This is a genomic window from Streptomyces sp. NPDC044002 (genome assembly GCF_056434525.1).
On the sequence record NZ_JBWKEZ010000119.1, the window covers coordinates 1 to 12,432 of the forward strand.

At 72.6% G+C, this 12,432-nt stretch carries 13 protein-coding genes and 2 pseudogenes; 9 read left to right on the top strand and 6 right to left on the bottom strand.

Features of this window, described 5'->3' with window-relative positions:
- The 3 genes and pseudogenes from AC07A6_RS40255 to AC07A6_RS40265 all read left to right on the top strand — a co-directional run.
- A pseudogene (locus AC07A6_RS40255) lies at nucleotides 1-254 on the top strand (transcriptional regulator); the annotation flags it as partial.
- Nucleotides 251-637, top strand: a pseudogene (locus tag AC07A6_RS40260) (transposase); the annotation flags it as partial. The pseudogenes AC07A6_RS40255 and AC07A6_RS40260, both read left to right, overlap by 4 nt.
- A gap of 105 nt (nucleotides 638-742) precedes the next feature.
- Nucleotides 743-1,360, top strand: a complete 618-nt coding sequence (locus AC07A6_RS40265) for a class I SAM-dependent methyltransferase (protein WP_478780405.1) — start codon at nucleotides 743-745, stop codon at nucleotides 1,358-1,360.
- Here AC07A6_RS40265 and AC07A6_RS40270 read toward each other — a convergent pair.
- Nucleotides 1,336-1,683, bottom strand: coding sequence for a hypothetical protein (locus tag AC07A6_RS40270; protein WP_478780406.1), 348 nt, complete (start codon nucleotides 1,681-1,683; stop codon nucleotides 1,336-1,338). The two genes, AC07A6_RS40265 and AC07A6_RS40270, sit on opposite strands and share 25 nt — an antisense overlap.
- Nucleotides 1,684-2,296: 613 nt before the next feature.
- Here AC07A6_RS40270 and AC07A6_RS40275 point away from each other — a divergent pair.
- Nucleotides 2,297-3,136, top strand: a complete 840-nt coding sequence (locus AC07A6_RS40275) for a trypsin-like serine peptidase (protein ID WP_386275230.1) — start codon at nucleotides 2,297-2,299, stop codon at nucleotides 3,134-3,136.
- A 110-nt stretch (nucleotides 3,137-3,246) separates the two neighbouring features.
- Here AC07A6_RS40275 and AC07A6_RS40280 read toward each other — a convergent pair whose 3' ends face one another.
- The gene (locus AC07A6_RS40280) at nucleotides 3,247-3,846 is read right to left on the bottom strand and encodes a fibronectin type III domain-containing protein (protein WP_478780407.1); all 600 of its coding nucleotides are present in this window, start codon (nucleotides 3,844-3,846) and stop codon (nucleotides 3,247-3,249) included.
- Between the two features lie 411 nt (nucleotides 3,847-4,257).
- A complete protein-coding gene (locus tag AC07A6_RS40285; RefSeq protein ID WP_478780408.1) occupies nucleotides 4,258-5,115 on the bottom strand; it encodes a LysR family transcriptional regulator in 858 nt (285 codons plus the stop codon).
- 69 nt (nucleotides 5,116-5,184) lie between these two features.
- Between AC07A6_RS40285 and AC07A6_RS40290 the strand changes: the two genes are divergently transcribed.
- Nucleotides 5,185-6,114: an EamA family transporter gene (locus AC07A6_RS40290; protein WP_478780409.1), complete on the top strand. Its 930-nt coding sequence runs from the start codon at nucleotides 5,185-5,187 to the stop codon at nucleotides 6,112-6,114.
- A gap of 18 nt (nucleotides 6,115-6,132) precedes the next feature.
- On the opposite strand, the gene AC07A6_RS40295 is transcribed toward AC07A6_RS40290, so the two are convergent.
- The gene (locus tag AC07A6_RS40295; protein WP_362473102.1) at nucleotides 6,133-6,573 is read right to left on the bottom strand and encodes an NUDIX hydrolase; all 441 of its coding nucleotides are present in this window, start codon (nucleotides 6,571-6,573) and stop codon (nucleotides 6,133-6,135) included.
- Nucleotides 6,574-6,979: 406 nt separating this feature from the next.
- On the opposite strand from AC07A6_RS40295, the gene AC07A6_RS40300 reads away from it, so the two are divergent.
- On the top strand, nucleotides 6,980-7,861 hold the full coding sequence (locus AC07A6_RS40300; RefSeq protein ID WP_478780410.1) for a L,D-transpeptidase family protein: 882 nt from the start codon (nucleotides 6,980-6,982) through the stop codon (nucleotides 7,859-7,861).
- On the opposite strand, the gene AC07A6_RS40305 is transcribed toward AC07A6_RS40300, so the two are convergent.
- A complete protein-coding gene (locus AC07A6_RS40305) occupies nucleotides 7,833-8,483 on the bottom strand; it encodes a transmembrane-type terpene cyclase (RefSeq protein ID WP_478780413.1) in 651 nt (216 codons plus the stop codon). The genes AC07A6_RS40300 and AC07A6_RS40305 overlap by 29 nt on opposite strands.
- Nucleotides 8,484-8,642: 159 nt before the next feature.
- Entirely contained in the window at nucleotides 8,643-8,918 is a 276-nt protein-coding gene (locus AC07A6_RS40310; protein WP_478780411.1) for a hypothetical protein, read from the bottom strand.
- A gap of 177 nt (nucleotides 8,919-9,095) precedes the next feature.
- On the opposite strand from AC07A6_RS40310, the gene AC07A6_RS40315 reads away from it, so the two are divergent.
- The 3 genes from AC07A6_RS40315 (at nucleotide 9,096) to AC07A6_RS40325 (ending at nucleotide 12,148) form a co-directional block, all read left to right on the top strand.
- Nucleotides 9,096-10,043 (top strand): TIGR03619 family F420-dependent LLM class oxidoreductase, encoded by a 948-nt coding sequence (locus AC07A6_RS40315; RefSeq protein ID WP_386275235.1) that lies wholly within the window; start codon nucleotides 9,096-9,098, stop codon nucleotides 10,041-10,043.
- Nucleotides 10,044-10,088: 45 nt separating this feature from the next.
- Nucleotides 10,089-10,886, top strand: coding sequence for an SDR family NAD(P)-dependent oxidoreductase (locus AC07A6_RS40320; RefSeq protein ID WP_362473091.1), 798 nt, complete (start codon nucleotides 10,089-10,091; stop codon nucleotides 10,884-10,886).
- 128 nt (nucleotides 10,887-11,014) lie between these two features.
- Nucleotides 11,015-12,148 (top strand): LLM class flavin-dependent oxidoreductase, encoded by a 1,134-nt coding sequence (locus AC07A6_RS40325; protein ID WP_478780412.1) that lies wholly within the window; start codon nucleotides 11,015-11,017, stop codon nucleotides 12,146-12,148.
- Nucleotides 12,149-12,432: the final 284 nt, after the last annotated feature.

The following is a 12,432-nucleotide window of genomic DNA, read 5'->3' on the forward strand; positions in this document are numbered from 1 at the left end:
CAGCGGGTGATGAAGCAGGAACCACTACGCACGTGCTGGAAACAGCGGTGGCACAGTGGGAATCTCCCCCGTTTACGGGGGAGAAGCGTCAACCGAGTGAACAGTTCGTCGAGCTGGTGGAGGAGCAGCTCGACTGCTTCGGGGCGGTGCGGGGTGCGGCCAGGTACCTGACGCGGCCGAGGCGGGTGGCGTCGTGGTTCCGGAAGTGGGCGCTGCTGGAGCCTACGGCGCTGAGCCTGTACACGTACGAGTGAGCGTCCCCGGCATCGGCGAGACCCTCGGCGCAGAGTTCCTCGCAGCCGTCGGCGGCAGCCTGGACGAGTTCGACTCCCCGGACGCCCTGGCGGCCTTCGCCGGCGTCGCTCCCGCACCACGCGACTCGGGCAAGGTCAGCGGCAACCTCCGCCGGCCGGTCGCCTACCACCGCAGACTCCAGCGCGTCTTCTACACCTCCGCCCTCGTCAGCGTCCGCTACGACCCGAACTCGCGGAAGTTCTACGACCGCAAACGCGCCGAGGGGAAGAAGCACGTCCAGGCCGTGCTCACCCTCGCCCGCCGACGCGTCAGCGTCATCTGGGCCCTGATCCGTGACCGACGCTGCGACCAAGTCACACCCCCGGTCACCACAACCGCTTGACAACAGCATTAGGAAGCTACGCGCTCGTCTCGTCTCGTCTCGGCGACCGTCTGTGGCCGATACCCGCACGAGAGGTTGATCTGGAGCGTCATAGGGTCCGTTGCCATGGATGACGAGGCTTTCGGCGGGCGGGTGTTGGCCAGCACGGTCGGATATGGCGAGGCGGCCGAGGTGCTGGCCGAGCAGTACGAGAGCGTGACCTTCGAAGAGGTGCACCGTGAGGTCCTGCACCTGTTCCCGACCCGGCCGGGCTCGGTCCTGGACGTCGGGGCGGGCAGCGGGCGGGACGCGGCGGCATTGGCCGCACGAGGACATCGGGTGGTCGCCGTCGAACCGACCAGTGAACTGCGCGCGGTGGGGATGCGCATCCATGCGGGGCGGGGGATCGAGTGGGCCGATGACGCACTGCCCGAGCTGTCGGCCATGGGCACGCGGACCTTCGACCTGATCCTCTTGACGGCGGTCTGGATGCACCTCGACGCAGGGCAGCGCGTGGCAGGGATGGCCCGGCTGGCCGGTCTGCTGGCGAGCGGGGGCCGAGTGGTGCTCTCGCTGCGGCACGGGCCGGTGCCGGCAGGCCGGCGGATGTTCGCCGTCACCGCACGGGAGACCGTCGACCTCGCCCGGACGTGCGGGCTGGACCTCCTCCACCTCGCGGAACGCGAGGACCCGCACGGACGGCCCGGGGTGTCCTGGACCTATCTCGCGTTCGGCGGTGCCTGAGTCCAACCGGTGGCGGCGTGGATCCGGTCGCGCTCTGCGGGGGTGGGGAGTCGGAACTCCATGCGGTCGCCGTACCAGTCGAGGATCCCTCGACGGAGCTCGTCGGCCAGGCCGTCCAGCTCGTCGGTCTCGAACATGTCGTTCGCGTCCGCCGGCCGGCCCGGCGCCGCCGTCTGGAAGAGGACGACCTGGATGTGGTCGAAGACCTCCCCGCTCCGGTCGTAGCCGAGCTCGCCCGCTGTGATCAGCACATAGAACGCGACCCCATCGGCGTCCTCGCCGATGCCCAGGACGCCGTCCAGGTCCGCGTACTTCCCGCTCATGGGCCCATTGTCCTCCGGCACGGGCATCAGCCCCAGCCGGCCGTCCGACGCCAAGCCGGGAGGAGCGCGTAGCGATCTGTCGCGCCTGTCGGTTCCCTGGGCTGCTCTGTTCGCCCTCTGGTGCGGGTATCGGCCCAGGACGGTCGTCGGACGCTGAGATTCGAGGAGCGCGTAGCGATCTGTCGCGCTTGGGGGGTCTGGAGGTCGCTCTGATCGGCCTCTCGTGCGGGTAGTCGCGCCCCTGGCCCGGAATCGTGACGGGACGGGCCCGGATGCCCGGCGGCCGGCCCCCGGCCCCTCGCCCATCGCTGACGGACCCGTCCCTCCTCCTCTGGACCGTGCCGTTTCTTTGGGGGTTTCCCGGCAGTCTTTCGGCTTTCCGGTTCGGGTCGGTCGGTCAAGGGTCGCCGTAGGCGATCGCGTAGCGACGCGACGAAGGAGCGCCCTTGAGGGACCGGCCCGAACCGGAAGGACGATGGGACTGACGGGAAGCCCCCAACCTGCTCTGATTCGGCCAGGCTGAATCCCGCCAACACCACCCCGCCCAGCCCTCCGGCCTTGCACCTTGGCATGTCCGCGGGGCATGCTCGCCGGGGCGAAGCGGGAGGGGATCATGGCGGTGGACAAGCGGTCCGTGGTGACGGGGGTGCTGTGCGCGCTGGCGGCGCTCGGCGCGTCGGCGGTGGTGGCCGAGTTGGCTCCGCCGCCCGAGGCGGCCGCGCCGGTGCGCGCCAAGTCGGCAGCGCCCGCGGCGTCGCCGTCCGGGCCGTCGCGGGCGCAGGTGTCCAAGCCGCAGCTCGCCACGCCTCCGCCGGCCGCCGCGAGCCCCCAGCCCGGCGTGCCCGTCGCGTTCACCGGCGCCCTCTTCACCGGCGGCCTGGACGGTGAGCACTTCTGCACCGCCACCGTCGTGCGCAGCCCCGGCAAGAACCTGATCGTCACCGCCGGGCACTGCCTGATGGAGGGCAAGCAGACCGGCGGCAAGGGTGCCGTCTTCGTCCCCGGGTACGTGAACGGGACGGCCCCGTACGGGGTGTGGAAGATCGAGGAGGTCTTCGAGGACGAGCGCTGGGCCGAGGGTACCGACGACGACTACGACCTCGCCTTCGCCCGCCTCGCCCCCGACGAGAAGGGCCGTACCGTCGAGGCCGTCACCGGTGGCGCGCCCCTGGACACCTCCGGCCGCGCGGGCGAGGAGGTCACGGTGACGGGTTACCCCGCCGACCGCAAGGTTCCGCGTACCTGCACGGCCGTCGCCGCCCGCACCGGCGAGCGGCAGCAGCGTTTCGACTGCTCCGACTTCCCGGGCGGTACCAGCGGCAGTGCCTGGATCGGCCGCGACGGGAAGATCATCGGCATCCTGACCGGCGGGGACACCGACGACGTCTCCACGAGCACGGTCCTCGGCGACTACGCGGCAAAGCTCTACGCGCGGGCCTCGGGCCAGCGCTGATCCGGGGGCCCGGACAGGGGAAGCGGCGACGCGTCCGGCGCGTCGCCACGTAGTCCGGCGCGCCGGTCCCGGGAATGGGGAAGCCGAGCACTGCACCGGTACGGCCGTCGTCAGACGCACTCGCCCTTGGGATTGACCGGCGTCCAGTCCGACGGACCGACGTCGTTGACCGCCCGCACCTGGAAGCACTGCTTGCCCAAAGGCAGGTTGGGCCAGGTGAAGGTCGTGCTGTCCCGGGGCAGACTCTTGGTCTGGTTGAGAGTGGTGTTGCGGATCTCCATCCTCGTCTCGTCGGTCGCGGGGTTCTCCCACTGCACACGCACGCTGGAAGGGTCCTCGGCGACTCTGGTCGGGATCACGGCCGACGGTTCGGCCGGTCGACCGATCCCCGTTCCGGTGCCGGCGGCGTGTTGGAACGTGACGGTGGCAGTGGCGAAGTCGGGGGAGTTGAACTCGGTGTTGCGGGCCGTCAGATTCCATTCCAGGCCCTTGCGGGGGGCGAAGGCTGTCTGAATGCCCTCATCCTGGCCGTCGAGGTCGTTGGAGTTGCAGCTCGATCCCTCGAAGAGCTGGAGTGTGGGTGAGACCACGACCGATTCGTTGGACCTGAGCTGGAAGTGGACGGTCAGGACGCCCCGGGCCTGGCCGCCCGCACACGCCGACTTGGTCAGCGTGCTTTGCGGTCTGTCGTGGCTCAGGGCGGTCGTCATGTTCAGGAGGGTTGTCACGGAGCTTCTCGATGACCCGAGGCCGGGCGCGTTCGTGACGAACAGCCGACCCGTGACGGTGATGGTGTGCGTACTGGCCGCGGCGGCAGGTGGGGCCATCCAGACGCACAGCAGGGGGACCGGTACAACCGCCGCGGCGGCAGCGCGTCGTAGCCTCATCACCACACCTCGCAATCGCCTCATTGGGGTTCGGGGAAGGGGCTCGGCGAAAAGCAGTGTGGCTTTCATCGTCCCGCCGCCCCTCGGATGCGTCCACCGCAGGGCGCAGAGGCAACAGGGGCCCCGTCGTCGGTCCGCGCCGACGTCCTCGTACCAGGGCGCCGGGCGGGCCGCGACGAAGTCCCGCACCAGGCGGGTGCGGGCGGGGTCGTCGTACGACCCCGCCACCCGTGCCTACGCAGCGGCCAGGATCTCCCGCGCCAGCGCGAGCAGGTCCGGTACGGCCGGATGGACGGGGCCCTCGCGCCAGGCGAGGACGACGGGGACGCGCGGGGCGTCGGCCAGGGGCCGGTAGACCAGTGACGGGTGCGCGTGGTTGCTGGGGGTCGCCGAGGTGGTGACGCCCAGGGCGCGCCCGGCGGCGATGGCCATGAGCCACTCGTCGGTGTTGGTCACCTCGATCACCGGCGCGGGACGGGCCGCCCGGGGCCACAGGTCCAGGGTGGTGGTCCCGGAGACGGTGTTCAGGGCGATGGGGCGGCCCGTGAGGTCGGCCAGGGTGACGCGGGGGAGTGCGGCCAGCGGGCTGTCGGCCGGCACGACCACGACCCGGTCCTCCTCCAGCAGCGTCGCGGTGCGCAGTCCGGGTGCGGTGACGGCTCCGCGCAGCAGGGCCGCGTCGACCTTGCCCTGGGTCAGGCCGGCGGTGGGGTCGTCGACGCGGAGCAGCTCCAGCGGGACGTCCGGGCGGGACTCGTCCCAGCGGCGCAGCAGCGGGATCGTGTGGTCGCCGAGCGCCGCCCAGGTGTGGCCCAGGCGCAGCGGCCAGCTGTGCAGTCCGCCGGGGTCGAGGGCGGCGTCCACGGCGGCGACGGCGGCGCGGGCCTTGTCGCGGAAGGTGCGGCCCTGCGCGGTCAGTTCCAGGTGGTGCGTGGAGCGGTCGACGAGGCGGGCGCCGAGGTGGTCCTCCAGTTGGCGCAGGGTGCGGGAGAGTGCGGGCTGGCCGATGTGGAGGCGGGCGGCGGCGCGGGTGACGTTGCCCTCGTCGGCGATGGCGAGGAAGGCGCGCAGGTGCCGCAGCTCGATGGTCATGCCTGGGGAGCATAACCGCCCGCCATTCGGCATTTCACACGGCGCGGCCCGGTTCCTAGCGTGAAACCCATGACCTCCACCACCTCCACGACGCCCACCTCCACGCCTTCCGGTACGACGACCTCCCCCACCCCCCGCCTCCTCCGCCACCCCGCCGGCCGCGGCACCCTCGGCGGTGTCGGGCTGGTGCTGGCCGGGACGCTGTCGGTGCAGTTCGGGTCGGCCTTCGCCGCGCTGCTGTTCCCCCGGGCCGGGGCCCTGGGGACGGTCGCGCTGCGGGTGGCCTTCGCGGCGGTGCTGCTGCTGGCCGTCGCCCGGCCCCGGCTGCGCGGGTACGCGCGCGGGGACTGGGCGGTGGCGGTCGGCTTCGGCCTGGCCCTGGGCGGCATGAACCTGCTCTTCTACCAGGCCGTCGACCGCATCCCGCTGGGCGCGGCGGTGACCTTCGAGGTGCTCGGGCCGCTGCTGCTGTCGGTGGCGGTCTCGCGGCGCCCGGCGAGCCTGCTGTGGGCGGCGCTCGCGCTGGCCGGGGTGTTCCTGCTGGGCCGGGGCGGCTTCGACGGACTCGGCGGGGCGGGCGTGGCGTTCGCGCTGGGCGCCGGCGCGATGTGGGCGGCGTACATCGTGCTCAGCGCCCGGGCGGGCGCCCGGTTCCCGCGCCTGGACGGCCTGGCGATCGCGATGGCCGTCGCCGCCCTGGTCAGCCTGCCGCTCGGCATCGGATCGGCGGGCGCGGCCCTGCTGGAGCCGGGCGTGCTCGCCCTGGGCCTGGCCATCGCGGTGATGAGCTCGGGGGTGCCGTACACCCTGGAGCTGCTCGCCCTGCGCAGGCTGCCCGCGGGCACCTTCGCGGTGCTGGCCAGTCTGTCCCCCGCCGTCGCGGCGGTGGCCGGCTACCTGGTGCTGGACCAGGGGCTCTCGCCCGTCCAGTGCGCGGCCGTCGCGCTCGTCGTCGTGGCGAGCGCGGGCGCGGTGCGCACGGGCGGGCGCGACCGCTGAGGAGCGGGGTGCGGAAGGTCAGGCGATCAGGCCCAGGTGGACCGGTTCGGCGGGGGTGCGGGCGAGGAGTTCCGGCAGGCGCGGGGGCCAGAGGGGTTCGCCGAGGCCGGCCAGGCGCTCCGGGGAGAGCCACTGCCAGTGGATTCCGGGCTCTTCGAGGACCGGTTCGCGGTGGGGGCCGGTGGTGACGTAGATGTGCTCGTGCTGGCGGACCGGGATGCCCTGGTGGGTGAAGTCGTGCTCCCAGGTGCACAGCAGCCGCTGCGGCTCCAGGTCGGTCCAGCCGGTCTCCTCGCGCAGCTCGCGCCGCACGCACTCCTCGGGGGTCTCGCCGGGGTCGATGCCGCCGCCCGGGGGCAGCCAGTGGATCCCGACTTCCACGTTGTTCTCGCGGAACAGGAACACCGATCCGCTGGGTGAGAGGACGACAATGCGCGCTGCCTGACGTGGAGTTCTCATCAGATCAGGGTAAGTCGGGCGGTACCGGGACGGGAGGGGTCGGTTGCGCCCCGCGTGGTGCTGCCGGCCCCTCCCCCTGTCCCGCCTCTCCCGACTCCGGCGAGCGCCCGGTGGACCACACGTTCCTGACGGCGACGGAACCGACATCGGCCGTCCCCTCCGGGGCACCCCCGGCCGAGGGCCCGCATCCGACCCCGCCGCGGGTTCCGCTTCCGCCCCCGGGTGGGCGGGCCGCCCCCGACCGGGCCGCCGCCGCCCGGTCCGCCGCCGCCCGGTCCGCCGCCGCCCGGTCCGCCCCCGCCCGGGCCGCCGCCGCGCTGACCGTCGTACGGGACCCCGCGCCGCACGGGGTGCCGGAGACCGCCGTTCGCGGGGAACGATGATCACCTGATGTACCTTCGGGTGGATGAGCAAGCACGCCCGAGCCCGCTCCGGCTCCCGCGCCCGTACGGCCGACCGCCGGCGTTCCGCTTCCCGTGGACGCCCGCCGACGGCGCTGATCGTCGTGGCCGCCCTCGGGCTGCTCGCCTTCGGCGCCGGCTGGGTGCACGCGCTGTACGAACAGCCCGGCGCGCCCGTCCCGGCGGCCCGCTCGGACGCCCGCCCGCAGGCCCAGGCCCCGAAGCAGCAGCCGCAGGCGCAGGGCGGCGCCCCGGGCCACGCCACGCGCGGCGCCCCCCGCGCGGACGCCCTCCAGGGCCTGCCGGACACCCTCAGCGCGGCGACCCGCGCCCGGATTCCGGCGGCCGCGCGCCAGCTCGTGCTGGTGACCGGCAGGGCGAAGGACTCCTCGGACTCCACCGTCACCTTCTTCACCCGCCCCGCCGCGGGCAAGGACTGGACCGCGTCCGGGCAGTGGCCGGCCCGCAACGGCGCCAAGGGCTGGTCCGCCGAGCGGGAGCGCGAGTACGGGGACCTGACCTCCCCGGAGGGCGTGTACTCCCTCACCGACGCGGGCGGCCTGCTGCCGCCCCCGCGCGGCACGAAACTCCCCTACGACCAGGACCGCGGCTTCGTCCCCTCGGGCCGGGGCGTGAACGGCGAGTCCCTGGACGGCTCCTTCGACTACGTCGTGGCGATCGACTACAACCGCCGCAAGGGGGTCTCCCCGCTGGACCCGGGCATGCCGGAGGGCGAGGACAAGGGCGGCAACATCTGGCTCCACGTCGACCACGACGGCCCCTCCCAGGGCTGCGTGGGCCTGCCCAGGCCGGCGATGGAGCAGCTGCTGCGCACCCTGGACCCGGCGGCGAAGCCGGTCATCGTGATGGGACCGGCAGGCTTCTGACCGCACCGGGTCCGGCGTCGGCACCGGCGCCGGGCCGCAGCACCATCAGCCCCACGTAGACCAGGTCGAAGAGGCAGCACAGCACCCCCAGCCCGAGCACGAAGCCGTTCCGCTCCAGCACCCCGAACAGGACGGTCGGCGCGAGGGTGCCGAGCCATTTGGCGACGGCGATGAGCAGTGACTGCCCGTGCGGGCCGCGCCGGGCGGCGTACATGCCGATGAACAGCCCGGACATCAGCAGGTTCTGCAGGAACGCCGAGTACCGGCTGGCGTCCTGCGTCCCGAAGTGCGCGACGAACAGCAGCTGCACGGTGAAGCCGGTGCCGAGGAGGAGGGCGCTCCAGGCGGCGAACAGCGGCCGGGTGACGAAGCCGGGCAGTCCGGCCCGGCCGTGACGCAGCCAGGTGTAGATGATCACGGTGTCGGCGAGGGCCCACACCACGTTGACCACGCCCTGCGGCGACAGCCCGGTGGCGATGTCGTCGACGGCGTAGACGACCTCCCAGGCGAAGTTGAGCGCGAGCGCGGCGACGGGCATGGCACAGGTCCGGTCCCGCAGCCCGACCCGCGCGGCCTCGACGTACACGAGGGTCCAGGCGACCCCGCTGATGAGCGTCAGCATCAGTTCCACGCGCGCACCCTAGGCGCTCCGCGCTCCGCCCGGACAGCCCCGGTCTACGGGTTGAGGTCGAGGGCGATCACGCCGGGCAGGGCCGCCAGGTGTTCCGCCGTACCGGGCCGGCCGGTTCCGGTCGGCCTCGACCAGCGCGTACGGGCTCGGTCACCGGGACCCCGGCTCGTGCAGTCGGCGGTCCAGCTCGTTGTCCAGCTCCTGCTGTTCGGCTTCCGTCGGTCCGTAGCCGTTCCAGTCGCGCAGCAGTACGCGGGCGCGTTCGGCGCGTTCGGCCAGGGTGATCGGGGTGATCGGGGTGATCGGGGTGATCGGGGTCTCGGCCAGGCGGGCCAGGTAGGCGCGGAGGGACAGTCCCTCGCCAGCCGCTATGGCGGCGAGTCCGTCCTTGGCTTCCTCGGGGATGCGGATGTTCGCGTCGGGCATCGTCGTGCTCCTTCCCGTTCCCGCAGTGTAGGGGGACGTACCCGTACCCCTGGCCGCATCCGCCGGTGTCATCCGGCCGGGGGGTGGCCCCCCACCCCTTGCCTGACGACCCGTCAGCTACGACGATGGCCCGGCACTGCACGACGATCCGGCATACGAAGGCGAGGCGGGCCCGGCATGGCACGCGTGTTTCCGGAAGGCCGGCTGGAGTACGGGATGCAGCTCCCGGTCCAGTCGCAGAGCACCATCTACGCCGAGCCCTGGGAGGCCTCGGCCGGCGCGGCCGACCTCGCCGAGGTGGCCCGCGCCGCCGACCGGGCCGGCTTCGGGTACGTGGCCACCTGCGACCACGTCGCCATCCCGCGCCGCCTCGCCGGCCCCATGGGCACCGTCTGGTACGACCCGGTCGCCACCCTGGCCTTCCTGGCCGGGATCACCGAGCGGGTGCGCCTGCTGAGCCACGTCGCGATCGTCGGCCTGCGCCACCCGCTGCTCACCGCCAAGCAGTACGCGACCCTCGACCACCTCTCCGGCGGCCGGCTGGTCCTCGGGGTCGGTGCCGGGCACGTCCAGGAGGAGTTCGAGGTGCTCGGCGCCGACTTCGAGCGCCGCGGGGCCGTCCTGGACGAGAGCCTGGACGCGCTGCGCGCCGCCCTCGGCCCGGAGGAGTTCCCGGAGTTCGAGGGGGAGCGGTTCTCCTTCCGGGACCTCGGGCAGCTTCCCCGCCCGGCGCAGGAGCGGATCCCGGTGTGGGTCGGCGGCTCCTCCCCGGCGGCCGTCCGCCGGGCCGCCGTGCGCGGCGACGGCTGGCTCCCGCAGGGCGACCCGCGCGAGCGCATCCCGGGGCAGGTGGCCCGGATCCGGGAGCTGCGGGAGGCGGCCGGGGTGGCGGGCCCGTTCGAGGTCGGCGCGATCACCGAGCCGCTGTACGTCGGCGAGCCCGGCTGGGACACCGGCCGCCGGACCCTCGCCGGCAAGGCGGAGGTGCTCGCGGAGTCCCTCCGGGAGTACGCGGCGCTGGGCGTGGACCAGATCCAGGTCCGCTTCCGCAATCGCGACCGCGCCGAACTCGTGGACCAGATCACCGCTTTCGGGGCCGAGGTGGCCCCCCTCCTCAACGACTGACTCAACGACTGACTCAACGACTGACTCAACGACTGGGAGCACGGCATGGGCAAGCTGGACGGGCGCGTCGTCGTCATCACCGGTGCGGCGCGCGGCCAGGGCGAGCAGGAGGCCCGCCTCTTCGCCGCCGAGGGCGCGCGGGTGCTGCTGGGCGACGTACTGGACGAGCAGGGCGCCGCCGTGGCGAAGGAGATCGCCGCGGAGGCGGGTGCGGACCGGGTGCGGTACGTGCGGCTGGACGTGAGCCGGGAGGAGGACTGGGCGGCCGCGGTGGCCGCCGCGAAGGAGTCCTTCGGCCGGGTCGACGGGCTGGTCAACAACGCGGGCATCCTGCGCTTCAACGAGCTGGCCTCCACCCCGCTGGAGGAGTTCCGCCAGGTGGTCGAGGTCAACCAGGTCGGCGCCTTCCTCGGCATCAAGGCGCTCGCCCCGGAGATCGGGGCGGCCGGCGGCGGGACCATCGTCAACACCTCCTCCTACACCGGCCTGACGGGCATGGCGTACGTGGGCGCGTACGCGGCGACCAAGGCGGCGATCCTCGGGCTGACGCGGGTGGCGGCGCTGGAGCTGGCCGCGAAGAACATCCGGGTCAACGCGATGTGCCCGGGCGCGGTGGACACCCCCATGGCCAACCCCGGGCTGCTCGACCCGGCGGGGATGACGGACGAGGCCAGGGACGCGATGGCAGAGCTGTACAAGCGGGTGGTCCCGCTGGGCCGGGTGGGGCGGCCGGAGGAGATCGCGAAGCTCGCCCTCTTCCTGACCGGCGACGACTCCTCGTACATCACCGGGCAGCCGTTCGTGGCGGACGGCGGCTGGATGGCGGGCGTCAGCATCCTCTGAACACCGAGTCTGACGGCTCGTCAGATAAGCCCTTACGGCTCTCTTGACGGTCCCGCCCCGGCGGTGGAACAGTCGGACCCATCGAAGAATCTGACGCAACGTCAGAAAACGAAGGACGGTGAACCCCCTTGGAATTCGGGCTCTTCGTGCAGGGATACGTGCCTGAGGCGCGGTCCAAGGTCGACCCCGAGGCGGAGCACAAGGCGCTGCTGGAGGAGACCCAGTACGTCATCCAGGCCGACAAGTCCGGCTTCAAGTACGCCTGGGCCTCGGAACACCACTTCCTGGAGGAGTACTCCCACCTCTCCGCCAACGAGGTCTTCCTCGGCTACCTCGCCGCCGCCACCGAGCGCATCCACCTCGGCTCCGGCATCTTCAACCCGCTCGCCCCGGTCAACCACCCGGTGAAGGTGGCCGAGAAGGTCACCATGCTCGACCACCTCTCCAAGGGCCGCTTCGAGTTCGGCACCGGACGCGGCGCCGGCAGCCACGAGATCCTCGGCTTCCTCCCCGGCATCACGGACATGAACCACACCAAGGAGATCTGGGAGGAGACCATCGCGGAATTCCCCAAGATGTTCCTCCAGGAGGAGTACGAGGGCTTCCAGGGCAAGCACTGGTCGCTCCCGCCGCGCAAGATCTTCCCCAAGCCGTACGGCAAGGCCCACCCGGCCATGTGGTACGCCGCCGGCTCCCCCTCCTCGTACGCCATGGCCGCGAAGAAGGGCCTGGGGGTGCTGGGCTTCAGCGTCCAGAAGGTCTCCGACATGGAGTGGGTCCTGGAGCAGTACAAGACGGCCATCCAGGAGGCCAAGGCGATCGGCGCGTTCGTCAACGACAACGTGATGGTCACCTCGACCGCGATCTGCGCCGAGACGCACGAGAAGGCGGTGGAGATCGCCGTCAACGCGAACATGAACCGCTTCCAGTCGCTGGTGTTCCGCTACCACGACACCTTCCCGCGGCCGGAGGCGATCCCGCAGTGGCCGGAGACCCTGCCGGAGTACAACGCGGAGATCATCGAGCTGCTCATCGCGGAGGAGCTGCTGATCTGCGGGGACCCGTCGGAGGTGCGGGCGCAGTGCAAGCGGTGGGAGCAGGCGGGGGCGGACCAGCTGTCCTTCGGCCTGCCGACCGGGGTGTCGTACGAGGACACGATGACGACGATCAAGCTGATCGGCGAACACGTCATCCCGCACATCGACACCGACCCGGTCCACCGCACGACCCGCTTCCGCCAGGCCGCCGCCGCAGCTTCTTGACGCGCCGCTCCCCTTTTTTGACGCGCCGCTCACGCGGCTCGGCCGCGGGCGGCCACGCCTTCTGAACGCGCCGCTCGCGCGGTGCGGCCGCGGGCGGCCTTACCGGCTTCGCGCCGCTGCGCCGGACTCCGTCCGGCGGCCCGCGGGGCGGGGCCGGTTCGGGTGGCCTCTGCCGGTGGGGCGTGTGCGGGTGGGTGTGCCGCTGCGCGGTGCGGGGTCCCCTACCCGCCCTTCCACCGTTCCCAGGGGCTCCGCCCCTGACCCGGTACGGGCGCTGCGCGCCC